Origin of the sequence: Thioalkalivibrio sp. ALE20, from assembly GCF_000381405.1 — a bacterium.
GTDB lineage: Bacteria > Pseudomonadota > Gammaproteobacteria > Ectothiorhodospirales > Ectothiorhodospiraceae > Thioalkalivibrio.
On sequence record NZ_KB906473.1, the window covers coordinates 90,889 to 115,536 of the forward strand.

18 protein-coding genes, 1 tRNA gene and 1 pseudogene are annotated in these 24,648 nt (G+C 69.0%); 17 read left to right on the top strand and 3 right to left on the bottom strand.

The genetic code is table 11. The annotated features are described in order from the left end of the window. Window positions 1–146 precede the first annotated feature (146 nt). From F790_RS0105950 to F790_RS0105970, 5 genes are all read left to right on the top strand, one after another. Complete coding sequence (locus F790_RS0105950) at window positions 147–1,580, top strand: MBL fold metallo-hydrolase (protein WP_019591103.1); 1,434 nt, start codon at window positions 147–149, stop codon at window positions 1,578–1,580. A gap of 175 nt (window positions 1,581–1,755) precedes the next feature. Beyond that, window positions 1,756–2,970, top strand: a complete 1,215-nt coding sequence (hflK, locus tag F790_RS0105955) for an FtsH protease activity modulator HflK (RefSeq protein ID WP_019591104.1) — start codon at window positions 1,756–1,758, stop codon at window positions 2,968–2,970. Beyond that, window positions 2,970–3,869 carry a protease modulator HflC gene (gene hflC / locus F790_RS0105960; protein WP_019591105.1) on the top strand — a complete coding sequence of 300 codons (900 nt, stop codon included), beginning with the start codon at window positions 2,970–2,972 and terminating at the stop codon, window positions 3,867–3,869. Before hflK ends, hflC begins: the two co-directional genes overlap by 1 nt. Window positions 3,870–3,998: 129 nt before the next feature. After that, entirely contained in the window at window positions 3,999–5,189 is a 1,191-nt protein-coding gene (locus F790_RS0105965; RefSeq protein WP_019021774.1) for an ATP phosphoribosyltransferase regulatory subunit, read from the top strand. Continuing rightward, on the top strand, window positions 5,189–6,484 hold the full coding sequence (locus F790_RS0105970; RefSeq protein WP_018870346.1) for an adenylosuccinate synthase: 1,296 nt from the start codon (window positions 5,189–5,191) through the stop codon (window positions 6,482–6,484). Before F790_RS0105965 ends, F790_RS0105970 begins: the two co-directional genes overlap by 1 nt. A gap of 140 nt (window positions 6,485–6,624) precedes the next feature. On the opposite strand, the gene F790_RS0105975 is transcribed toward F790_RS0105970, so the two are convergent. Then, window positions 6,625–6,711: transfer RNA gene (locus F790_RS0105975), tRNA-Leu, on the bottom strand. 211 nt (window positions 6,712–6,922) lie between these two features. Here F790_RS0105975 and rnr point away from each other — a divergent pair. The 11 genes and pseudogenes from rnr (at window position 6,923) to F790_RS0106030 (ending at window position 21,422) form a co-directional block, all read left to right on the top strand. Continuing rightward, complete coding sequence (gene rnr, locus F790_RS0105980) at window positions 6,923–9,664, top strand: ribonuclease R (RefSeq protein ID WP_019591106.1); 2,742 nt, start codon at window positions 6,923–6,925, stop codon at window positions 9,662–9,664. An 82-nt stretch (window positions 9,665–9,746) separates the two neighbouring features. Then, window positions 9,747–10,529, top strand: coding sequence for a 23S rRNA (guanosine(2251)-2'-O)-methyltransferase RlmB (gene rlmB, locus F790_RS0105985; RefSeq protein ID WP_019591107.1), 783 nt, complete (start codon window positions 9,747–9,749; stop codon window positions 10,527–10,529). Window positions 10,530–10,614: 85 nt separating this feature from the next. Beyond that, window positions 10,615–11,013 carry a 30S ribosomal protein S6 gene (rpsF, locus tag F790_RS0105990; protein WP_019589768.1) on the top strand — a complete coding sequence of 133 codons (399 nt, stop codon included), beginning with the start codon at window positions 10,615–10,617 and terminating at the stop codon, window positions 11,011–11,013. A 38-nt stretch (window positions 11,014–11,051) separates the two neighbouring features. Continuing rightward, window positions 11,052–11,276, top strand: a complete 225-nt coding sequence (rpsR, locus tag F790_RS0105995) for a 30S ribosomal protein S18 (protein ID WP_018870342.1) — start codon at window positions 11,052–11,054, stop codon at window positions 11,274–11,276. Window positions 11,277–11,328: 52 nt separating this feature from the next. After that, entirely contained in the window at window positions 11,329–12,267 is a 939-nt protein-coding gene (locus tag F790_RS0106000) for a hypothetical protein (RefSeq protein WP_019591108.1), read from the top strand. A 94-nt stretch (window positions 12,268–12,361) separates the two neighbouring features. After that, window positions 12,362–12,811, top strand: coding sequence for a 50S ribosomal protein L9 (gene rplI, locus F790_RS0106005; RefSeq protein ID WP_019591109.1), 450 nt, complete (start codon window positions 12,362–12,364; stop codon window positions 12,809–12,811). Window positions 12,812–12,905: 94 nt separating this feature from the next. Then, window positions 12,906–15,515 carry a replicative DNA helicase gene (locus F790_RS0106010; protein WP_232199252.1) on the top strand — a complete coding sequence of 870 codons (2,610 nt, stop codon included), beginning with the start codon at window positions 12,906–12,908 and terminating at the stop codon, window positions 15,513–15,515. 7 nt (window positions 15,516–15,522) lie between these two features. Further along, window positions 15,523–16,629: an alanine racemase gene (alr, locus tag F790_RS0106015; RefSeq protein WP_019591111.1), complete on the top strand. Its 1,107-nt coding sequence runs from the start codon at window positions 15,523–15,525 to the stop codon at window positions 16,627–16,629. Between the two features lie 55 nt (window positions 16,630–16,684). Continuing rightward, a complete protein-coding gene (locus F790_RS0106020) occupies window positions 16,685–17,878 on the top strand; it encodes an O-succinylhomoserine sulfhydrylase (protein ID WP_019591112.1) in 1,194 nt (397 codons plus the stop codon). A 198-nt stretch (window positions 17,879–18,076) separates the two neighbouring features. After that, a pseudogene (locus tag F790_RS13740) lies at window positions 18,077–20,572 on the top strand (heavy metal translocating P-type ATPase). Window positions 20,573–20,591: 19 nt separating this feature from the next. Then, window positions 20,592–21,422, top strand: a complete 831-nt coding sequence (locus F790_RS0106030; RefSeq protein WP_019591113.1) for a ferritin-like domain-containing protein — start codon at window positions 20,592–20,594, stop codon at window positions 21,420–21,422. 29 nt (window positions 21,423–21,451) lie between these two features. Here the strand turns inward: F790_RS0106030 and F790_RS0106035 are convergent, their stop codons facing one another. Continuing rightward, the gene (locus tag F790_RS0106035) at window positions 21,452–22,207 is read right to left on the bottom strand and encodes a UDP-2,3-diacylglucosamine diphosphatase (protein WP_019569624.1); all 756 of its coding nucleotides are present in this window, start codon (window positions 22,205–22,207) and stop codon (window positions 21,452–21,454) included. A gap of 4 nt (window positions 22,208–22,211) precedes the next feature. Then, window positions 22,212–22,724: a peptidylprolyl isomerase gene (locus tag F790_RS0106040; RefSeq protein ID WP_026288965.1), complete on the bottom strand. Its 513-nt coding sequence runs from the start codon at window positions 22,722–22,724 to the stop codon at window positions 22,212–22,214. 473 nt (window positions 22,725–23,197) lie between these two features. On the opposite strand from F790_RS0106040, the gene gltX reads away from it, so the two are divergent. Continuing rightward, window positions 23,198–24,640, top strand: a complete 1,443-nt coding sequence (gene gltX / locus F790_RS0106045) for a glutamate--tRNA ligase (RefSeq protein ID WP_019591114.1) — start codon at window positions 23,198–23,200, stop codon at window positions 24,638–24,640. Window positions 24,641–24,648: the final 8 nt, after the last annotated feature.

The window sequence follows — 24,648 nt, forward strand, 5'->3', positions numbered from 1 at the left end:
GGTTCCCGGACAGCCACGCGGCACCGGGAGTCTCATTTATATTTTCTATCAGAACCTCCTTCCGGGAACTTTTGCCCTAATGCCTGACCAAATTAGTCAAGAAATGGGCAACCCCTGCGATGGCTGCAGGGAAAGGAGGTAGAACGATGATCTTTGAACGTTTCGTGGATTCCGGACTGTCACAGCATTCCTTCGTGGTCGGCTGCCAGGGCAGCGGCGAGATCGCCGTGATCGACCCGCAGCGCGACGTGGATGTCTACCTGGACTATGCGCGGGACCATGGCTATCGCATCGCGTACGTGATGGATACCCACATCCACGCCGACTTTGCTTCGGGCGCCCGCGAGCTGGCGGACAAGACCGGGGCCCGGCTGATGCTCTCGGGCTACGACGCCGGCGAGCATTTCCGGGTGCAGTTCCCGCACGAGGATCTGCACGAAGGGGACCGCATCGACATCGGCAACGTGCGCATCGAGGTCCGTCACACTCCCGGGCACACGCCGGAGCATCTGATGTTCGTGGTGTTCGACGGGGCACGGTCTCGTGACGAACCGATCGCACTGATCACCGGCGACTTCCTGTTCGTCGGCTCGCTGGGCCGGCCCGACCTGTTGGGCGAGGAGGCCAAGCGCGCGCTGGCGCGGCAGATGTTCGCCAGTGTGCGCGACAAGCTGGCCGACCTGCCCGACGGCGTGGAGGTCCACCCGGGGCACGGGGCCGGTTCCGCCTGCGGCGCGGGCATGGCCGGGCGTCCCGTCTCCACCCTGGGTTACGAGCGGGCGACCAACCCCTATCTGGATCCGTCGCTGAGCGAGGACGCCTTCGTGGAGAAGCTGCTGCACGGACTGCCGGAGATCCCGGATTTCTATCCGCGCAACAAGGGCATCAACTCCGAGGGTCCGAAGGACGTGATCCCGCTGCCGGGCATGCAGGCCATCGAACCCGACGAGGTGGCGCGGCGCGTGGAAGCCGGCGAGGTCACGGTGATCGACCTGCGCGATCCGCTGGCGTTCGGGGGCGGCCACGTGCCGGGGGCCCTGGGCATCGGCATCCGCGGCCCGTTCGCCAACTGGGCGGGCTGGGTCACGCCGGATGACCACCCGGTGATCCTGATCGATGACACCGGCGACCCCGCAGTGATCGAGCAGGCCGTGCGCAGCATGGTCCGCACCGGGCGCGACTACATCGACGGCTACGTGCGCGGCGGCATGGCCGCCTGGGCGGGCGCCGGCCTGCCGCTGGATACCCTGGCCCAGGTCGATGCCCGCGGAGCCGCGGACCGCGTGGCACGCGGCGAGGCCCGGCTGGTGGACGTGCGTACCCCGGCCGAGTACGCCGCGGGACACGTCGACGCGGCGGTGCATCGGCCGGTGGCGGAGACCCGTGAGGGCGTCCCGGGTGTCGATCCGGAAGAGCCGGTGGCCGTGGTCTGCGGCAGCGGTTACCGTTCCACGGTCGCGGCTTCTATCCTGCAGCGCCTGGGCTATCGCCACGTGATGAACGTGGTCGGCGGCATGGGCGCCTGGGAAGCGGCCGGCGTCGGAGAAGCCTCTCCTTCCGGGCGGCGCGACGCGGCCTGACCCGTCCGCCCCGGCGAGTCGCGGGCCCCGCGGGGCCCGCGATCGTCCGCGGATCGCCCTTCCCTCAACCCGACTCCCGCAGGGGTGCGCTTGCCCGCCCCCGGGTGCCCCCCTAGAATGTCCGCTCCCTGTGCCTTCTCGGCACATCCCGAGCGATCGACGGAGTCCCTGATTCATGCCCTGGAACGAACCGGGAAACAACAACCGCGACCCCTGGAGCGGGGGAGGCGGTAACCGCGGCGGCAGCGGCGGTGGCGGAGGCGGCCAGCAGCCGCCGGATCTGGAGGAGATGCTGCGCAAGCTGTCGCGGCAGCTCAGCGGCATCTTTGGTGGCGGCAACCAGGGCGGAAGCGGCCTGGGCGGCGGCGGCATGGGGCGCGGCTCCCAGGCGCTGATCAGCCTCGGCCTGATCATCGCCCTGGTGGTCTGGATCGCCTCCGGCTTCCACATCGTCTCCGAAGGCGAGCGTGGCGTGGTGCTGCGCTTCGGCGCGTTCCAGGAGGTCAAGAGTCCGGGGCCGGGCTGGCACCTGCCCTATCCCATCGAGCGGATCGAGATCGAGAACGTGGACAACGTGCGGACCATCGAGAGCCGCGCGCTGATGCTCACCGGCGACGAGAACATCATCGATGTCGACATCGCGGTGCAGTACCGCATCCTCGACCTGGTCGATTTCCTGTTCAATGTCCGTAACCCGGATGCCACCGTGCATCAGGTCATGGAGTCGGCCATCCGTGAACGGGTCGGCAAGGGCAATCTCGAATTCATCCTCGGCGAGGGCCGCGGCGAGATCGCCCAGTCCACCCGCACGGTGATGCAGGAGAACCTCGATGCCTACGGCGCCGGGATTGTGGTGACCGCGGTCTCCATGCAGCAGGCCCAGCCGCCGGAGGCGGTGCAGGAAGCCTTTGCCGATGCCATCCGTGCACGCGAGGACGAGGTCCGCTTCCGCAACGAGGCCGAGGCCTATGCCAACGGCGTGATCCCGCGGGCACGCGGTCAGGCGGCCCGTATCATCGAGGAAGCCGAGGGTTATCGCGATCAGGTCGTGGCCCGGGCGGAAGGTGATGCGTCCCGTTTCGATCAGTTGCTGGCCGAATACCAGCAGGCCCCCGAGGTCACGCGTGATCGCCTCTATCTCGAGGCGGTGGAAGCCGTACTCCAGGATTCGCGCAAGCTGATGCTGGACGTGGGCGCCAGCGGCAATCTTATGATGCTGCCGCTGGGCGAGATGTTCTCCGGTCAGCCGGGCACCCGCAATTCGGGTGATGCGCCGACGCCGCGTCCGCTGAATACCGGTCGCGGCACCCTTGGGGGTGCCTCCGGAACCACCGGAAGGGGTTCCATGACCCGTGATACCGAGAGCCTGCGCTCGCGGGAGGTTCGCTGATGCTGCGTATTGCCGGAATTGCCGTGGTGGTCATCGGTATCGTTGTGGCCCTGTCGACCTACACCGTTGACGAGCGCGAGCGCGTGATCAAGTTCGCCCTGGGGGAACTGCGCGAGGTGGACCAGGAGCCGGGGCTGCATTTCAAGTTCCCGCTGATCCAGAACGTCGAGAAGTTCGATGCCCGGATCATGACCCTGAACATCCCGCCGGACCGGTTCCTGACCAGCGAGGCGAAGAACATCATCGTGGATTTCTACGCCAAGTGGCGGATCAACGATGTCGGTCAGTTCTACCGCGCCACCCGCGGTGACGAACGACTGGCCGAGGAGCGCCTGTCGCAGATCCTGCGGGACGGCATGCGTAACGAATTCGCCCGCTACGAGCTGCAGGACGTGGTCGCCGGCGAGCGCCTGACCATCATGGGCGCGGTGCGCCAGGCCGCCCTGGAGACGGCGCTGGAGCTGGGGGTCGATCTGGTGGATGTGCGCATCCGTCGCATGGACCTGCCGGACGAGGTGTCCGAGTCGGTGTTCGACCGGATGCGGGCCGAGCGCGAGCGTGTGGCACAGGACTTCCGTGCCCGGGGGCAGGAAGAGGCCGAGCGGATTCGTTCGCGTGCCGACCGCGATCGCACGGTGATCCTGGCGAACGCGTACCGTGACTCCGAGGAGATCCGCGGGGAGGGCGATGCCCGGGCCACCGAGATCCTGGGTACCTCCTTCGGCGAAGATGAAGAGTTCTTCCGCTTCTATCGTAGCCTGATCGCCTACCGCAACAGCCTGCAGGGCGAGAACAGCACGTTCGTGCTGGAACCGAACTCGGAGTTCTTCCAGTTCTTCAACGCTCCGGGCGGCGAGCGTCCGTCCCGGGCTCCGCAGCTGCCGCAGCCCGCCGAGTGATCGTGCGGCCGGCCCCGCTGCGGGGCCGGTGCGGGCAGGTTCTGCCAATCACAAGCCGGGCCCGCACCGCGGGCCCTTCTTCTGGCCAGCCCGCCCGTGGACGGGTCAGGCCGTGCAGGCAAGGATGACATGACGGAAATCAATCGCTGGCTGCTGCCGGACGGACTGGAAGAGGCGCTGCCGGATTCGGCCCGGCGCCTGGAGGGTCTGCGGCGGCGTGTGCTCGACCATTTCGATGTCTGGGGCTACGACCATGTGATGCCGCCGCTGGCGGAATACCTGGAGTCGTTGCTGACCGGTGCCGGCCACGAGCTGGATCTGCAGACGTTCAAGCTGACCGATCAGCTGACCGGTCGTCTGATGGGTGTGCGTGCGGATCTGACGCCGCAGGTCGCGCGCATCGACGCCCACCGCCAGCATGTGGAGGGGGCCAACCGGCTGTGCTATGTCGGCACGACGCTGCGTGCGCGTGCCGACGAATGGTCGGGGTCCCGCAGTCCGCTGCAGGCCGGGGCCGAGCTTTTCGGACACGACGGTCTGGATTCCGATGTCGAGATCATCCGTCTGATGCTGGCCACCCTGGAGGTCTGCGGTGTGCGCCGCCCGAGCATGGATCTGGGGCACGTCGGGATCTTCCGCAGTCTGGCTCGGGCCGCGCGTCTGGAGCCGGAGCAGGAGCGCGCCTTCTTCGATCAGCTGCAGCGCAAGAGCATCCCCGAAATCGAACAGACCCTGGCGCAATGGCGCACGGCGGGCCTCGACCCCGATCTGGCCGACGCCCTGCGTGCCCTGCCGGACCTCAATGGCGGACCCGAGGTCCTGGCGAGCGCGCGCGCCGCGCTGGGCAGGGCGCCCGCAGAGGTGCATGCGGCCCTGGATCACCTTGCGGCGGTGGTGGATGCGCTGCAGGTGCTGGATACCGACGTGGATCTGCACGTGGACGTTGCGGAGCTGCGTGGCTATGCCTATCACACCGGTCTGGTCTTCGCTGCCTTTATCCCCGGGTCGGGACAGGCCATCGCCCGGGGCGGGCGCTACAACGAGATCGGTCGCGTTTTCGGGCGGGCGCGCTCGGCCACCGGTTTCAGTACCGACCTGCGCGAGCTCGTTCGGCACGGCGACGCCGACGGCGATCCGGCGCGGCCGCGTGAATGCGTGCTCGCGCCCGCCGGAACCGATCCGGAGCTCGAGGCCGCGGTGCGCGAGCTGCGCGGGCGCGGCGTGCGGGTGGTCCGCGAGCTGCGCGGCGAGACACCGGTGGCGGATGGGGTCGCGCGCCTGGAGTACCGCAATGAACAATGGACGGTGGTGGAGCACTGATGGGACGTTTCGTAGTCGTACTGGGCAGTCAGTGGGGTGACGAGGGCAAGGGCAAGATCGTCGACCGACTGACCGAGGATGCCGCGGCGGTAGTGCGCTTCCAGGGCGGGCACAACGCCGGGCACACGCTGGTGATTGACGGCGAGAAGACGGTGCTGCACCTGATCCCCTCGGGCATCCTGCGCGAAGGCGTGGAGTGCATGATCGGCAACGGCGTGGTGCTGTCGCCGGAAGCCCTGCTCAAGGAGATGGACGAGCTCGAGGCCCGCGGCGTGCCGGTGACCGATCGCCTGCGGCTGTCGGACTCCTGCCAGCTGATCCTGCCATACCACGTGGCGCTGGATCATGCGCGCGAGAAGGCGCGCGGCAAGGCGGCCATCGGTACCACGGGCCGCGGCATCGGTCCGGCCTACGAGGACAAGGTCGCACGTCGCGGACTGCGGCTGGACGACCTGTTCCATCGCGAGCGTCTGGCGGCCAAGCTCGGCGAGGTGATGGATTACCACAACTTTGCCCTGAAACATTATTTCGGGGCTGCGACGGTGGATCATCAGCAGGTGCTGGAGCAGTGCCTCGAGCATGCCGAGCGCCTCAAGCCGATGGTGACCGACGTCGCCGGCCGCCTGCACGAGCTGCGTGCGGCGGGCCGCGACGTGATGTTCGAAGGGGCGCAGGGCACGCTGCTGGACATCGATCACGGCACCTACCCGTTCGTGACTTCCTCCAGCACGACCGCCGGCGGGGCCTCCACCGGTTCGGGGGTGGGTCCGCGCGACCTGGATTACGTGCTGGGGATCACCAAGGCATACACCACGCGGGTCGGGGCGGGGCCCTTTCCCACCGAGCTGTTCGACAACATGGGTGAACATCTCGCGCGCCGTGGCAACGAATTCGGTTCCACCACCGGCCGTGCGCGCCGCTGCGGATGGTTCGACGCGGTGGCGCTGCGGCGCGCGGTCGCGGTGAACAGCATCAGTGGTCTGTGCATGACCAAGCTGGACGTGCTCGACGGTCTGGAGACGGTCCAGATCTGCACCGGTTACGACGTTGACGGCCGTCGCGTGGAGATCCCGCCCGCGGGGGCGGAGGCCTACGATTCCTGTACGCCGGTCTACGAGGAGATGCCGGGCTGGCAGGAATCCACTGTCGGGGTGCGGGAGTATGCGCAGCTTCCCGCCAATGCGCGCGCCTACCTGGAGCGCCTGTCCGAGGTGGTGGGTGTTCCGATCGACATGATTTCCACCGGACCGGACCGTGACGAGACGCTGGTGATGCGCGACCCGTTCCGGGGCTGACGGGGGTGGCCGTCCGGTCCGGTTGCGGGCCGGGTGGCGACCGCACATGCAAAGACGCCCCGCAGGCCATTGCCATGCGAGCGATTGCGGACGCGGGATCTGAGGATTGCTTCGGGCACGAAGCGGGAAGCGAATAAAAATGGTGCCGAGGAGAGGACTTGAACCTCCACGGGGTTACCCCCACTAGCACCTGAAGCTAGCGCGTCTACCATTTCCGCCACCTCGGCACTTGAGGTCGGCCCTGTGAGGGGGCCTGCGCTTCAGGAACGCGTAAGGTAATCCGCGCTGGCGGATCTGTCAAACCCTGCGAGCTCCGCAGATGAAAGAAATGCGCCCGCGCCGCATCGGGGCCATAATGGGCACCGGGCCGGCTCCGGCCTGTCACTGCCGCGGGCACCTCGGGTGCGCGGCACAACACCAGAAGAAAGAGTTCACTGAATGCCAGGAAAACGCAGCAAGCCGCAGGTCGACCCCAACCTCGAACGCGAGGCGCAGAAGTACGACAACCCCATCCCCAGCCGCGAGTACATCCTCGACCTGCTGCAGCTCGAGGGGAACCCGCTGTCCTTCGAGGAAATCGCCGGGCGTCTCGGCATCGAGGACGAGGAACGGCTGGAGGCCCTGAGGCGGCGGCTCAAGGCGATGGAGCGTGACGGTCAGGCGCTGTGCAACCGTCGGGGTGCCTACCTCCCGGTCAATCAGGAAGACCTGATCCGCGGGCGCGTGATCGGCCATCCCGACGGCTTTGGTTTCCTGGTGCCGGACGAGCAGGACGACGACCTGTTCCTGTCGCCGAAGCAGATGCGCGGGGTATTCCACGGGGACCGCGCGGTGGCGCGCGTGATGGGCGTGGACCGGCGCGGGCGCCGCGAGGGCGGCATCGTCGAGGTGCTGGAGCGCAACACCACCCAGGTGGTCGGGCGTCTGCGCATCGAGGACGGCGTGGGCCTGCTGACCCCGGACAACAAGCGCATCACCCACGAGATCCTGGTGCCGCCGGACGGTCTGGGCGAGGCTCAGGACGACCAGATCGTGGTCGTGCACATCCGCGAGATGGCCTCGCGCAAGTCGCGTCTGCGCGGTGATGTGGTGGAGGTCCTGGGCGAGCACATGGCACCGGGGATGGAGATCGACATCGCGATCCGTGCCCAGGGGCTGCCGTTCGAATGGCCGGACGAGGTCACCGAAGCGGCCGACAAACTGGGCGATTCGGTGCCGGAGAAGGCGAAGAAGAGTCGGCTGGATCTGCGCGACAAGCCGTTCGTCACCATCGACGGCAGCGATGCCCGCGATTTCGACGACGCCCTGTACTGCGAACCGGAGGGCAAGGGCTGGCGGCTGTGGGTCGCGATCGCCGACGTGTCGCACTACGTCGAGCCGGATTCCGCGCTGGACCGCGAGGCGGTCAATCGCGCGACCTCGGCGTATTTCCCCGAGCAGGTGATCCCGATGCTGCCCGAGGCCCTGTCCAACGGGCTGTGCTCGCTGAATCCGGACGTCGACCGCCTGAGCATGATCTGCGAGATGGAGATCGGTGCGCGCGGCGCTCTGAAGAACTACCGCTTCCACGAGGGCGTGATCCGCTCGCACGCCCGCCTGATCTACGACGATGTGGCCGCAATGCTCGCGGGCGATGAGGGCCTGCGCGAGCAGAACGCGCAGGTGCTGCCGCACGTGGAGGAACTGCACCGGGTGTTCAGGGCGCTGCACGCGGCGCGCAACCGCCGTGGTGCGATCGATTTCGATTCCACCGAGACACAGATCGTGTTCGGCGAGGACCGCAAGATCGAGCGCATCGTGCCGGTGGAGCGCACCGATGCCCACCGCCTGGTCGAGGAATGCATGATCATGGCCAACGTGGCCGCGGCGCGCTTCCTCAAGAAGCACAAGGTCCCGGCGCTCTACCGCAACCACGATCAGCCGCCCGCAGAGAAGGTCGAGGAGCTGCGTGAATTCCTCAATGGCGCGGGTCTGTCCCTGGGCGGAGGCGACGAGCCGACCCCGCGGGACTACACCGAGGTCCTCAAGGCGGCGAAGCAGCGCACGGACCAGAAACTGATCCAGACGGTCCTGCTGCGTTCGCTGTCGCAGGCGGTCTATTCACCCGACCTCGGCGGGCATTTCGGCCTGGCGCTGGATGACTACGCGCATTTCACCTCGCCGATCCGGCGCTATCCGGACCTGCTGGTCCATCGGGGCATTCGCCACGTGCTGCGCAACGGCAGCAACAAGGGCTTCCCCTATACCCATCAGCGCATGGAGGGCCTCGGCGAGCACTGCTCGATGGCCGAACGCCGCGCCGAAGACGCCACCCGGGACGTCGAGGCCTGGCTGAAGGCCGAGTACATGCAGGACAAGGTCGGGGATGTGTTTACCGGCATCGTCTCGGGCGTGACCGGGTTCGGCCTGTTCGTGGAGATCCAGGGGGTGTACATCGAGGGCCTGGTGCATGTCTCCAGCCTCGACAACGACTTCTACCACTTCGATCCCAAGCGCCACACCCTCACGGGCGAGCGCGCCGGCCGCGTGTTCCGCATCGGTGACGAGCTCCAGGTCCAGCTGGTGCGGGTAAGTCTGGATGACCGCAAGATCGATCTGGCCCTGGCCGGTGAGTCGAAGCCCGCGGAGAAGGCTGCACCGGCCGGGCGCCCGGCCGGTCGCAAGGGCCCGGGCGGAGGTCCCGGTGCCGGCGGGAAGAAGCGTGGCAGCGCCCGCGACAACGCCCGTCGCAAGCGTCGCGCCAGAGGAGGCGATGCGGAGGCGGGCGGGGGGCCGGCTGCTGGCCCGGATGCGGGCCCGGCGTCCGACGATTCGGCACCCGCCGACAGCGAAGGCGAACACGCAGCCGCGGAATCGGCCCCTGAATTGGCGCCGGAGCCCGCCGGTGACGACGCACCGAAGAAGAAGGGCCGGCGGCGCGGCCGTCGGCGCAGCAAGCCTTCCGCGGAGGAGGGTGACGCCGCCGCGCAGGGTGCCGGCGGGGGTGCCTCCGACGAGGACTCCGCAGATGCCCCGGAGCCCGGCAACGAGCGGCTTCCGGAGGCCGAGGCCGTTCCGGACAAGGATGGCAACACCATCCCGCCCGAAGAGGCCACCGGCCAGGGCGGCTCCGCAGACGGCGAAACGGGGGCCAGGCCGGGGCGACGCCGGACCCGTCGCCGTCGCCCGGCGTCCTCCTGAGTGATCCACGGATGCCTGGCGTTAGCGGCGCCGTTGCGGGCGCCCTATCCGTACCGCGACCGAAAGTGCGGAGACATGCGGGATGAGCCGTAGCGGCGGAAAGGGGCGCTCCCGGGGCGAGGCCTTCGGCGGGATCCATGCGGTGGCGTCGCTGCTCGAGCGTGCCCCGGAGCGGATCAAGAGCCTGCAGCTCGCGCGCGGCGAGGTGGATGCGTCCCTGCAGCGCATCCTGGAGCGCGCCGGTGCCCTGGGGGTGGCGGTGGAGCGGGTGGCCCGCGAGCGCCTGGACCAGCAGCACCCCGGATTTCAGCACCAGGGCGTGATCGTGCACTGTGCGCCGCGCCCGGTGGTGGACGAACGCGAGCTGCGCGAACGCGTGGAGCGGGGCCTGGACCTGGTGCTGGTGCTGGATGGCGTCACCGATCCGCACAACCTCGGTGCCTGTCTGCGCACGGCCGACGCCGCAGGCGCCGGGGCCCTGGTCGTCCCGCGCCACCACAGTGCTCCATTGACCCCGGCGGCGATCAAGGTCGCCTCCGGCGCCGCGGAGACCGTGCCGGTGGTAAGCGTGGGCAACCTCGCCCGCACCCTTGCCGCGCTGAAGGAAACCGGCATGTGGGCCACGGGACTGGACGGCGAGGCGCAGGAGGTCCTGTATGACGTCGATCTGCGCCCGCCCGCCGCGATCGTCATGGGCGCCGAGGGCGAGGGCCTGCGACGCCTGACCCGCGAGGCCTGCGATCATCTGGCGCACATTCCCATGGCCGGCACCGTGGAGAGCCTGAACGTGTCGGTTGCCTCCGGCGTGTCGCTGTTCGAGGTCCGGCGCCAGCGCCGTGTTGTGACCGCGGGCAACATCGGTTAACGTATTGCGCCTTTCCGCCCGTGGTTCGGGCGGTTCCTTGCCTCACCGGCGTACCCGGGAGGCTGTTACCCGCAAGGAGTTGGATATGCGTCACTATGAAATCGTGTTTCTGGTCCATCCCGACCAGAGCGAGCAGGTCCCGGCGATGATCGAGCGCTACAAGGGTCTGGTGGAAGGCCACAGCGGCACGGTCCACCGTCTCGAGGACTGGGGCCGCCGGCAGCTCGCCTACCCCATTCAGAAGCTGGTCAAGGCCCACTACGTGCTGATGAACATCGAGGCCGACGAGGCCGCGATGGAAGAGCTCGACAGCGCCTTCCGCTTCAATGATGCGGTGCTGCGTCACCTGTCCATCCGCATGGATCGTGCGATCACCGAAGCGTCCCCGCTGGCCAAGGGCCGCGAGGAAGAAGAAGGCAAGGGCAGCCGCCGCCGCGAGGACGCCTCCGCGGACGAGTCGGCCGAAGCCCCCGCCGACGAGTGATCCCGAACCCCACCCCCGTTTACTGAAGGAGATCGGACATGGCCCGTTTCCCGCGTCGTCGCAAGTTCTGCCGGTTCACCGCCGAAGGTATCGAGTACATCGATTACAAGGACCTGAACCTGCTGAAGAATTACATCACCGAGACCGGCAAGATCGTGCCCAGCCGCGTCACCGGCACCAGCGCCAAGTACCAGCGTCAGCTGTCCACGGCGGTCAAGCGCGCGCGTTTTCTCGCGCTGCTTCCGTACAGCGATACGCATTGATCGGCGCCTGAACGCTGCCTGATCGCCGCCCGCCGGGCGGAGTGCAACGGTCATGCAGATCCTCGCCGAATTCGCGATGAAGAGCCGGGGCCGCGCCGTGGGTGCGGTCGCCGGCTTTGGTATTGCCGGGCTGTTCCTGCCGCCGGTGTCCATCGTCAGCAGTGCCCTGGTGGCGCTGGTCGGGCTGCGTCTGGGGCTCGGTCAGGCCCTGATCGTCCTCGCGATCGCCTCGGCCCTGCTGGGCGCCGCCCTGTGGGGTGCGAGCCCCGGAACACCGGGACCGGCGGTGCTGCTGGCCGGTGTCATCCAGTGGCTGCCGGTCGCGCTGCTGGCCGAGCTGTTGCGGCGCACGGTGTCCTGGCGCATCACCCTCAAGGCCGGGGCGCTGGTGGCCGGTGCCGGAGTGCTGCTGATGCATGCCCTGGTCCCGGATCCCGAGGCCTTCTGGGTGCGCGCGGGACTCGAGTTGCTGCAGCCACTGCTGGAGACTGACGAGGCGGCTGCGCGCGAGGAACTCGAGGCGGTTCTCGCCGATCTCGCGCCCTATCTGGCGGGCTTGCTGGCGGGCATCGTGCTGCTGAGCGTGACCCTGGCGATGCTGATCGCCCGCTACTGGCAGGCGGCGCTGTACAACCCCGGGGCCTTCGGCGCGGAATTCCGCGCCCTGCAGCTGGGGCCGGGCGTCAGCGCCGCCGCGGTTGTCCTGCTCGCGGTGGGGCAGCTGGTGCCGTCGCCGCTGGCGATGGAGCTGGCGTTCATCCTGGGGGTGCTGTTCTTCCTCCAGGGGATCGCCCTGATGCATGCGCTGACGCATGGCCAGGGCATGAGCGTGTTCTGGCTGGTGGGCATGTACGTTTTGATGGCCCTGGCGCTGCCGCAGATGTTCCTGCTGCTGGCCACCATCGGGGTCATCGATGCGTGGGCGGATATCCGCCGACGCATGGGGATCGGTCGCGAGCGCGATGCCGGCGACGATCCCCCGGAATCCTGAGCGTGTGATGCACGCGGTTCGGCCGGTGCGGCACACGGTGTAGAATACGGCCCGACCTCGGGTCGCTGGTTCAATCGTTGACGGGAAGACCAAGATGGAAGTCATTCTGCTGGAAAAGATCGACAACCTGGGCGGGCTGGGCGATCGCGTCCGCGTGCGCCCCGGTTTCGCGCGCAACTACCTCCTGCCGCAGGGCAAGGCGGCCTTCGCCACCCCGGAGAACATCGCCGAGTTCGAGGCGCGCCGTGCCGAGCTGGAAAAGGCCGCGGCCGAGGCCGTGGCGGCCGCCGAAGCCCGTCGCGAAAAGCTCGACGGCATGGATCTGGAGATCCGGGCCAAGGTCGGCGCCGAAGGCAAGCTGTTCGGTTCGGTGAGCCCGGCCGACATCGCCGACGCGCTGACGGCGAAGGGTGTGGAAGTGGAGAAAAAGGAAGTGCGCATGCCCGAGGGGCCGCTGCGGGCGACCGGCGAGTTCGAGGTGGGCGTTCACCTGTACTCGGGTGTCGACGCGGAGATCCGCGTCACCGTCACCCCCGAGGAGTGAGGCTCCCGATGGCGGACGGGCGGACCGCCGGGCGGGCCGCTGCCGCCGCGGGCCCGCATGATGGCGGCGGGGGCACGGCATGGCGATGACCGACATGCCGCGCGTCCCGCCGCATTCCGAGGAGGCGGAACAGTCCGTCCTCGGCGGTCTGATGCTCGACAACGGGGCCTGGGACCGGGTCGCCGACCGCATAACGGCGGACGACTTTTATCGCCACGACCACCGCGTGCTGTTCCGGGCGATCGGGCAGCTGGCGGAGCGCAATGCTCCGTTCGACGTGGTGACGGTTTCCGAACAGCTGGAACGCACCGCCGAACTGGAAGCCGCCGGCGGCATGGCCTATCTTGGCCAGCTCGCCAGTGACACCCCTTCGGCCGCGAACATCGTGGCCTATGCGGACATCGTCCGTGAACGCTCCATTCTGCGCTCGCTGATCACGGTCGGCACCGAGATCGCCGATTCGGCGTTCGTGCCCGAGGGGCGCGATTCCAAGCAGCTGCTGGACGAGGCGGAACAGAAGGTGTTCCGCATTGCCGAGCTGGGCGCGCGCGGGGCCCAGGGCTTTCGCGGGATGAAGCCCCTGCTGGCGTCCGCGGTCGAGCAGATCGAGTTCCTCTACGAGAGCACCAGCCCGATTACCGGCATCGCGACCGGTTATCAGGACCTGGACGAGCTCACCTCAGGGCTCAATCCTTCCGATCTGGTGATCGTTGCGGGACGCCCGTCGATGGGCAAGACCAGTTTCGCGATGAACATCGCCGAATATGTGGCGATGAAGAATCAGGAACCGGTGGCGATCTTCTCCATGGAGATGCCGGGCGAGCAGATCGCGATGCGCCTGCTGTCCTCCATGGGCCGGATCAACCAGCAGAAGCTGCGTTCCGGGCGCCTGGACGACGGCGACTGGCCGCGCCTGACCAGCGCCGTGCAGATGCTCTCCGGGGCGCCGCTGTTCGTCGACGACACCCCGGCGCTGACGCCCACCGAGCTGCGCGCCCGTGCGCGGCGCCTGATGCGCGAGCACAAGGGCCTCAAGCTCATCGTGGTCGACTACCTCCAGCTGATGCAGTACCCGGGCTCCGGGGATAACCGCGCCCACGAGATCTCCGAGATCTCGCGCTCGCTCAAGGCCCTGGCCAAGGAGCTGGAGGTCCCGGTGATCGCGCTGTCACAGCTCAACCGTTCGCTGGAACAGCGCCCGAACAAGCGCCCGGTGATGTCCGATTTGCGTGAATGCGTGACCGGAGATACCCGGGTCGCACTGGCGGATGGCCGCCATGTTCCGGTTCGGGACCTGGTGGGTGCGACGCCGGGCGTGGTGTCGATGGGTTCCGGCGGTCGGATGGAACCGGCCGATACCGACCTGGTCTGGTCAGTCGGGACCCGACCCGTCGTGCGGGTGCGTCTGGCCAGTGGTCGCAGTATTCGCTGCACCCCGGACCATCGTCTGCGGGCACTGTATGACTGGAAGCAGGTTCGGGAACTTGCCCCGGGCGACCGTCTGGCGGTGGCACGGCGGATCCCCGAGCCGGTGGACGCCCGGTCCTGGCCGGGACACGAGCTGATTCTACTGGCCCATCTTCTGGGGGATGGAAGTTACGTCAAGGGACAGCCCCTGCGTTACACCACGGCGAGCGAATACAACAGTGAAACCGTGGCTGCCGCGGCGCGCGCAATGGGCTCGGATGTCACGCGATACCCGGGTCGCGGAAAGTGGCACCAACTGGTGATTCGCGGCAACGGCAATCGCTGGCACCCGGCAGGGGTGGGCGCATGGCTGAAGGGGCTCGGCGTCTTCGGCCAGCGTTCCCGCGAGAAACACATCCCCGAAGGGATCTACCGGCAACCCCGGGAACCGCTGGCGCTGTTCCTGCGCCATCTGTGGGCGACTGACGGGAGCATCACGACCGCCAGCAGCGGACGCCATCGCATCTATTTCTCCACCGCCAGCGAACGTCTGGCACAGGATGTTGCGGCGCTGCTGCTGCGATTCGGTATCGTGGCCCGGATACGCCATGTGGTGGCCGCGAACAGTGAGGGATGGTTTACGGTAGACATCTCGGGGGGCGAGCAACAGCAGACGTTCCTGCGCGAGATCGGCGCCGTGGGCGAGCAGGAAGGGATTGCCCGCCGGATGCTCAACTCCCTGGAGCGTTCCGGCGGCGGGACCAACACGGACACGCTGCCGCAGGAAGTCTTCGACCATGTTCGCGACCGGATGCGGCAACAGGGGGTCAGCCATCGCCACATGGCGGCGTCCCGGGGTACTGCGTACGGTGGCAACGCCCATTTCGGCTTTGCTCCGTCGCGCCAGACTCTGTCGAGCTATGCCGAGATCCTCGACGATGCCTGGCTGGTCGAACTGGCCTCCGATGATCTGTTCTGGGATCGGGTGGTGTCCGTCGAGGAAGAGGGGGAGGAAGAGGTCTTCGACCTGACCGTCCCCGGAAATGCCTGCTGGCTGGCGGACGGCATCGTTAGCCACAACTCGGGAGCGATTGAACAGGATGCAGACATCATCGCGTTCGTTTATCGCGACGAGGTCTATAACGAAGAATCGCCGGACAAGGGCACCGCCGAGATCATCATCGGCAAGCAGCGTAACGGGCCGATCGGCACCGTGCGGCTGACCTTCCGTGGCCAGTTCACCCGCTTCGAGAACTACGCCCCGGACGTGTACGGCGAGGTGGGCCCGGAGGGCTAGCCACGACATGCAGCGGGCGGCCAGCATCCAGCTCGATTCCGGGGCCCTGCGCCACAACCTGGAGGTGGCCCGCGGGCTCGCCCCGGAGACCGCGATGTGGCCCGTGATCAAGGCGGAGGGCTATGGCCATGGTCTCGAGTGGGCGGCGCAGTCACTGGGCGAAGTGGCCGACGGGCTGGCCGTGTCCGCGGTGGAGGAGGCCGAGGTCCTGCGGCTGAGCGGATTCGATGGCCCGCTGCTGGTGCTGCAGGGCGGGCGGGACGCCGCCGGCTTTCGCCGTTGTGCGGAGCTCGCGCTGCAGCCGGCGGTGCATGCTCCGGCGCAGCTGGAAGCGCTGGACGCCGCCAGCGTGGTCCTGCCCGAGGTCTGGATCAAGCTCAACACCGGCATGAATCGGCTGGGATTCGCCCCGGCCGAAGCCGATGCCATGGAACGTGCCCTGCGGGCGGCCGGTCACGGCGGGCGCGGCCTGCACTGGATGACCCACATGGCCTGTGCCGACGACCCGGCGGATGACCACAACGCCGCGCAACTGTCCGCCTTCGCCACGGCCGTCGCGGGGCGCGACGGGGCGCGTTCGGTGGCCAACTCGGCGTCGCTGTTCGCCGGCTGGGCGCGCGGGGCCGGTCATGAGGCGGACGAGGTCTTCCGCGCCCGCCCGGGCATCATGCTTTACGGCTGTCACCCGGCCTCGGTTCCGACGAAAGCGCCGCCTGAGGGTCCGGATGCCGACCTGCGCCCGGTGATGACCGTGCAGGCCCCGATCATCGGGATCCAGCATCCGGCGCCCGGTGACGGGGTGGGCTACGGCGCCACCTGGACCGCGCATGGCGGCGAGCGCATTGGCATCGTGGCCATGGGCTATGCGGACGGTTACCCGCGCCACGCCCCCACCGGCACGCCGGTGCGGGTACGCGGTCAGCTTTGCCCGCTGGTCGGGCGGGTGTCGATGGATATGCTCGCGGTGGATCTCTCCGGCGTGCCCGCGGCCGGGGTGGGCGATCTCGCGACACTGTGGGGCGAGGGCCTGCCGGTGGAGCGCGTGGCGCGCGCTGCCGGCACGATCGGCTACGAGCTGCTCACGCGGGTGGCCGGGCGTCTGCGGCCAGCGTAGCGAGTGCCGGCGGGCATCCGTAAACTGGCCCGTTCACGCGAGCCAGGAAGCCCCGATGCACGAAGAATTCGATCCCGCCGACTACGACCCCGATACCGTCGCCATCCGCCATGGCTACCGTCGGACCCCGGAGCAGGAACACTCCGAGGCGATCTTCCCGACCTCCAGCTTCGTGTTCGACAGCGCGGCGGAGGCCGCCGCCCGGTTCTCGGGCGAGGTCCCCGGCAACATCTACTCGCGTTTCACCAACCCCACGGTGAGGACCTTCCAGGAGCGGCTCGCGGCGCTGGAAGGCGGGGAAGCCTGTGTGGCCACCGCCTCCGGCATGTCCGCGATCCTCGCGACCATGATGGGGCTTTTGAAGGCCGGCGATCACGTGGTCTGTTCGCGTTCGGTCTTCGGCACCACCACGGTGCTCTTTAACAACTACCTCGCCCGCTTCGGCGTCGAGGTCAGCTACGTCGAGCTGTCGAACCTCGAGGCCTGGGAGGCCGCCACCCAGCCGAATACCCAGCTGTATTTCTGCGAGACGCCCTCCAACCCGCTGGGCGAGGTGGTGGACATTGCCGCGCTGGCGGAAATCGCGCACCGGCACGACGCGCTGCTGGCGGTGGACAACTGCTTCTGTACGCCGATCCTGCAGCGTCCACTGGATCTGGGGGCCGACCTCATCATTCACTCGGCGACCAAGTTCCTCGACGGCCAGGGCCGCTGCCTGGGCGGCGCGGTGGTGGGCGACGCCGAGCGCGTCGGCAAGGACGTCTACGGCTTCCTGCGCACTGCCGGCCCGACCCTGTCGCCGTTCAACGCCTGGGTGTTCCTGAAGGGGCTGGAGACCCTGGCCCTGCGCATGCGTGCCCACAGCGACAATGCCCTGGCCCTGGCGCAGTGGCTGCAGGCCCACCCGAAGGTCACGGCGGTGCATTACCCGGGGCTCGAATCCCACCCGCAGCATGCGATCGCGAAGCGCCAGCAAAGCGGCTTCGGCGGCGTGCTGAGCTTCGAGGTCGCCGGCGGGCGCGAGGCCGCCTGGTCGGTGATCGACGCCACGAGGTTCCTGTCGATCACCGCGAACCTGGGCGATGCCAAGACCACCATCACCCATCCGGCCACCACTACTCACGGTCGCGTGGACCCGGACAAGCGCGAGGCCCAGGGCATCACCGAGGCCATGGTGCGGGTCGCGGTGGGGCTGGAGTCGGTCGCCGACATCCAGCGCGACCTGGCCCGCGGGTTCGACGCCCTCTGACCCCATTCATCTCGCCCCGGGGTATGGCGGCGAGCTCGATTCTGGCTCTGGCTGCTCGTTGTCGCCGTGGGGTAGCCGGTATGGCGGGTGGTCAGTCGGTTGGCAACTCGCCCGCCGGGGGACGACAACACGGGGAGGAGCGCGGCCGGGGCATCCGGTTCGATAAACGTGGTGCAGTGACCGCTCAGGAGCGACCCGATGGTGCAGGAGTCCCCGCAGTGGCGTGAGGCAGTGGTCATCGTCCCCGGTATGGGGTCGGACCACTGCGCGGGGATTGTCCGCGCGGCGCTGGAGAAAGCCCGGGCGTGGCCTCGGTCGGGACCAATATCGCCCGCCACCGGGTGACCGTGGGATATGACCCCGAGCAGGTGGACCCGCAGGGGTTGCGGGCTGCCGTGGAGGGGGCCGGCTACGACGTCGCCCGGGTCGAGGGTGAAACGGGCGCCACGGGTACGGTGCGTCTGGTGGTGCCCGGCATGGGGTCGGATCACTGCGCGGGGATCGTGCGCGGTGCGATCGAGAAGCTGGACGGCATCCAGGCGGTGCGCACCAACATCGGTGACCACCGTGTGACCGTGGAAACCGGTCCCGGAGGCCCCGACGCCGAGGCCCTGCGCGCCGCGGTCGAGGGCGCCGGTTATGACGTGGCGGCGGTGGAGACCGAGGAGGCCGGCAGCGAGGCGGACGACGCCGAGATTGACGCCGCCTACCTGAAGCAGGCCTGGCGCCGGCTGTGGATCGCGATGATCCCGACCATCGCGATCATGGTCCTGATGATGGTCCACATGTTCTGGCAGCCGATCCCCGGCTATCTGCTGATCATCGCCGTGCTGGCCTTCCCGGTGGTGTTCATGGCCGGGGGTGCGGCCACCCACCGTTCGTCCTGGCGCGCGCTGAAAAGCGGCAGTCTGAACATGGACGTGCTGATCTCCATGGGCTCGCTGCCGCCCTACCTGCTGGGGCTGATCGGCTTCGTCTACCCGATGACCTCGTTCATCGAGATGGCCGCGACCATCATGGCCTTCCACATGCTCGGGCGGTACCTGGAGTACCGCGCCAAGGGCGAGGCCTCCTCCGCGATCCGCAAGCTGCTGGATCTGGGCGCGAAGACCGCCCGGGTCGAACGCGACGGCGAAGAGGTCGAGGTGCCGGTGAAAGCGCTGCAGGTGGGCGAGGTGATGATCGTGCGCCCGGGCGAGAAGATCCCCACCGATGGCGAGGTGGTCGCCGGCGAGAGCACGGTGGACGAATCCATCGCCACCGGCGAGTCGGTGCCGGTGGACAAGGGCGAGGGCGATAGCGTGCTCGGCGCGACCCTGAACCAGCAGGGGCGGCTGAAGGTGCGCGCGACCCGCGTGGGGGCCGACACCTTCCTGTCGCAGGTGATCCGTCTGGTGAACGAGGCCCAGGGCTCGCGGGTGCCGGTGCAGGAGCTGGCGGACCGCATCACCGCGCGCTTCGTGCCGGCGGTGCTGGTGATCGCGCTGGCGGCGTTCGCGGCCTGGCTGGCGTTCTCCGGGGCGCTGCAGCCGATCCTGATCTGGGGCGAGGGCTTCCTGCCCTGGGTCGACGCCGAGCGCCCGCCCATCGTGCTGGCCATCCTCGCGGCCATCGCCGTGCTGGTCATCGCCTGCCCCTGCGCGCTGGGGCTGGCCACACCCACCGCCCTGATGGTCGGTTCCGGCATGGGGGCCGAGCGCGGGGTGCTGGTCCGCTCGGGCTCCGCGATCCAGACGCTGAAGGACATCCGCGTGATCGTGCTCGACAAGACCGGGACCCTCACCCGCGGGCAGCCGGCACTGACCGACGTGGTCGCCGCCGAGGGCTTCGATGACGCTCGTGTGCTGCAAGCGGCCGCGGCCGTGGAGGCCGGCTCCGCGCACCCGCTGGCCGAGGCCATCGTGCAGGGCGCGCGACCGGGGGCTGACGGTCGCCGAGGTCGACCGGTTTCAGTCGCACACCGCGCGCGGGGTGGAGGCCCGCCTCGACGGGGAGCGCGTCCTGGTCGGCAGCCAGCGGCTGCTGGAGGAGCAGGGCCTGGATCCGTCCGGCCTGCTGGAATCGCTGCGGCAGTTCGAAGATGCCGGGAAGACCGCGATGCTGGTGGCCATCGGCGATCGACCGGCCGGCATCGTCGCGGTCGCCGACACCCTCAAGGATGAGTCGCAGAGCGCCATCGAACAGCTGCATGCCCTCGGCATCCGCTGCGTGATGGTCACCGGCGACAACGAGCGCACCGCGAAGGCCGTGGCCGCGCAGGTGGGGATCGACGAGGTCCGCGCCGGCGTTCTGCCGGAGGGCAAGGTCGAGGCGATCCGCGAACTGCAGGCGGAGTACGGCGACCACGTGGCCATGGTGGGCGACGGCATCAACGATGCCCCGGCCCTGCAGCAGGCCAATGTCGGCATCGCGATCGGGGCCGGGGCGGACGTGGCCATCGAGGCCGCCGACGTCACCCTGGTGCGCGGCGAGCTGACCAGGGTGGTCGAGGCCGTCCGGCTCTCGCGTATGAAGTTCCGCAAGATCGTCCAGAACCTGTTCTGGGCGTGGGGCTACAACTCCGCGGCGATCCCGATCGCCGCGGTCGGTCTGCTGCACCCGATGATCGGGGTGATCGCGATGACCGCCAGCTCGCTCTCGGTCATCGGCAACTCCATCCTGCTGCGCCGCAGCATGCCGACCGACGAGCGCTGAACGAGTATCCTTGGCCGCCATGAGTCAGCCGATCAACAATCCCGGGGGTCCCGATCTCTACCGTGTGGCCGAAACGGCGCTGCGCGAGAGCGATCCCGAGGCCAAGTGCGAGCGCGTGCTGGCGCTGATGGACGCCTGGTGGGCCGATGAGCTGAAGGCGCTCGCCAGTTCCGGGCCGGAACGGTTGGAGGTGCCCGGGCGTCCGGAACGGCCGGTGCTGGTGCACCCGAAGGATCTGCCGCGGCGCGGATTGCACACGACGGCCGGGCGGGTGGCGCTGGTGCATGCGGTCGCGCATATCGAGTTCAACGCGATCAACCTGGCGCTGGATGCCGTGTATCGCTTTCGTGATATGTCGGCACCCTTTGTCAGCGATTGGCTGCAGGTGGCGGTCGAGGAGGCGCGTCATTTCCGGTTGCTGCGTGCGCGGCTCCGCGAGCTGGGGGCGGACTACGGCGACCTGCCGGCCCACAACGGGCTGTGGGAGGCCGCACTCGCGACCGACCACGATGTGATGATCCGCATGGCCCTGGTGCCGCGGGTGTTGGAGGCGCGCGGGCTGGACGTGACCCCGGGCATGATCGAGCGTCTGACGGCGGCGGGCGATCACGCCACCGTGGCGCTGCTGGAGATCATACAGCGCGAGGAGGTTGCCCACGTGGCGATCGGCACGCGCTGGTTCCGCGAGCTGGCCCACGCACGCGGGCTCGATCCCGAGCCGCTGTTCCTCGAGCTGCTGGCCGAACACATGCCGGGGCGGGTCCGCCCGCCGTTCGCGCACGAGGCCCGCCTGGCGGCGGGGTTCACCGAGTCGGAGATGGGGGCGCTGGAGGAGCAGGGTCGGCGCTGAAGCAGCCCCGGGGTAACCCCGCGACAGTCTCAGGCGTGGAGCAGGTGTGCGGGGTAGGGCGTTTCGTCCAGCTGGCGCAGGACCGGGCCTTCCGGGCCGAGCTCCAGGAAGCCGGGGTGCTCGTCCCAGGCCGGCAGCACGCAGCGCTGACGCGGCTGGCCGGCGACCTCCAGATCGTGGATCGCGGGGCGGTGGGTGTGTCCGTGGATCAGCAGCGGCACGTCGCCGTCGCGAAAGGTCGCGGCCACGGCCTCGCCATTCACGTCGGTGATTGCGGCGGCCTTCATCTGCCCGTTGTGTCGGCTGGCCTCGCGCATGGTCTCGGCGCGTGTAATGCGCTGTTCCAGTGGCTGGGCGAGGAAATCCCGTTGCCAGGCCTCGCTGCGCACCATCTGGCGAAAGGCCATGTGTTCGCTGTCGTCGGTGCACAGGGAGTCGCCGTGCATCAGCAGGGCCGGGCCGCAGGGCAGCGTGGCGTGCAGCGGCTCGGGGGCGAGGGTCATGCCGGCGCGGGCCGCGTAGTCCGGGCCCACGAGGAAGTCGCGGTTGCCATGGATGAACACGACCGGCGCCTCCAGCGCGGAGAGCGCCGCCGCCAGTTGCTCTGCCGCCGGATGCGAGGCGTCGTCGCCGACCCAGTACTCGAACAGGTCGCCCAGGATGTACAGGGCCGAGGCGGCCCGCGCCGGGCCGTCGAGGAACGCCAGCGCGGCGTTCAGCGTCGGGCCGGGTTCGCGCTCCAGGTGCAGGTCGGAGATGACCAGGGCGGGCGCGGTCTCGCTCACGGGATCAGTCGGCGCGGCGGGCGCTTTCCAGGACCACGGGTTCCTGCGGCACGTCCTGATGCATGCCGGAACGGCCGGTGGGCACGCCCTCGATGGTGCGCACGACATCCATGCCCTCGACCACTTCGCCGAACACCGTGTACCCCCAGCCCTGCGGGTTGGGTGCGGTGTGGTTGAGGAAGTCGTTGTCGTTGACGTTGACGAAGAACTGCGCGGTGGCCGAATGCGGGTCCTGGGTGCGGGCCATGGAGACCGCGCCGACCTTGTTCTTCAGGCCGTTGTCCGCCTCGTTGCGGATCGGGTCGCGCGTGGGCTTCTGGCGCATGTCCTTGTCCATGCCGCCGCCCTGGACCATGAAGCCGGGGATCACGCGGTGGAACAGCGTGCCGTCGTAGAAGCCGTCGTCGACGTACTGCAGGAAGTTGGCGACGGTCTCCGGCGCCGCTTCGGCGTCGAGTTGCAGGACGATGCGGCCGTGCGTGGTTTCAAGCGCGACCTTGGGGCTGGATTCGGCCATGAGGGCTCCCGGAAAGCTGAGGACGAGGATCAGGAGGGCCGCGGCGATGCCGGCCGGCGGAACAGGACGGGGCATGACGACACTCCGGAATCAGGAGCCGGCATGGTAACCGGGGACCCCCGCCGGTTCCAGTCGGCCCGCGTCCCGCGTCCCGCTGCCCGCCTCCCGTCATCGCGAGTCCCGAAGCTCTCCCCCCTCGTCATCGCGAGTCGCAAAGCCCTCGCCCTCGTCATCGCGAGTCGCGCAGCGACGTGGCGATCTCCATCCGCAGCCACCTGATCCTGCGCGCAAGCCAGCCCCGGCCGATTGCCGCGTCGCCTTCGGCTCCTCGCAATGACGGGGGGAGAGCTGCGGTTCCTCGCTGATGACGAGGGCGAGGGGTTAGCGACTCGCGATGACCGGGGCACGAATGGCCTGGCGCGAGCGCCCCTCGAGACGGGTGGTGCTGGTCGCACCGGGGTGGCTCGGCTACCATGCGCGCCATGACGACAACCGTGACCCGCACCCGTTTCGCGCCCAGCCCGACCGGGCTGCTGCACCTGGGCAACCTGCGTACCGCGCTGTTCAGCGCCCTGCTGGCCCGCGCGCGCGGCGGGCATTTCCTGCTGCGCATCGAGGACACCGACGCCGAGCGCTCGCGCGCCGAGTTCGTCGAGGCGCTGCAGCAGGATCTGCAGTGGCTGGGGCTGAACTGGGACGAAGGATACGGCGCGGCCGCCGGCGACGCCGGCCCCTATGCCCAGTCACAGCGTACGGGACTCTACCAGGCCTACTACGACCGGCTGATCGAGGCCGGCCTGGCGTATCCCTGTTTCTGCACGCCGGAAGAACTGGAGCGCGGGCGCAAGCGCATGCGTGCCCAGGGCAAGCCGCCGCGTTATCCCGGCACCTGTGCCGGACTGGACCCGGAGGAGGCGCGACGCCGCGAGGCCGAAGGGCAGCGTCCGACCCTGCGTTTCCGCGTGCCGCTGGGGCGCACGGTGCGCTTCGAGGACGGAGTGCGCGGCGCGGTGAAGTTCCGCACCGACGAGATCGGCGACTTCGTGATCCGGCGCTCGGACGGTACGCCGGCGTTCTTCTTCTCCAACGCGGTGGACGATGCCCTGATGGGGGTAACCGACGTGGTGCGCGGCGAGGATCACATCGCCAACACCCCGCGCCAGCTGCTGTTGCTGGAGGCGCTGGAACTGCCGGCGCCCGGCTATCACCACCTGCCGCTGGTCAACGGCGACGACGGGGCTCCGCTGTCCAAGCGCAACGGTTCGGCCAGCATCCGCGAACTGCGCGAGGCCGGGGTGCTGCCGCTGGCGATCCTCAACCACCTCGCGCGGCTGGGTCATCGTTACGAGGAGGAGGGCCTGCTGTCGCTGGAGGGGCTGGCGCAGGGGTTTGACCCGGGGCGCATCGGCCATTCCGCCGCGCGCCACGACCCGCGCCAGCTGGAACACTGGCAGGCCGAGGCCCTGCGCGCGCTGTCGGACACGGATCTGCAGGCGCATCTCGCGGGGCTGGGCGTGCTGGACCCGCTGCCGGAAGCGACGCGTGCGGCCTGGATCGCGCTGGCGCGCGACAACATCGCATCGGTGGAAGATGCGCGGTGCTGGGTAGCGGCCTTTGCGGAGGATCCGGCGCCGCTGAGCGACGCGGCCCGCGACGAGATCGCGGGCGTCGGGCCGGCCCTGTTCGAGGCCGCCCTGGAGGCGCTGGATACCAGTACGGACTTCCCCGAGGTGGCGAAGGCGGCAGGGGCGGCCACGGGTCGCAAGGGGCGCGGCCTGTTCATGCCGCTGCGCGCGGCGCTGTCCGGGCAGACCTTCGGGCCGGAGCTGCCGCGCATCCGCGAATATCTGGGCCCGGAGCGCACCCGGGTCCGGCTGCAGGCCGCGCGCGACGTGGCGGCCGCGGCCGCCGACTGATCCGCCGG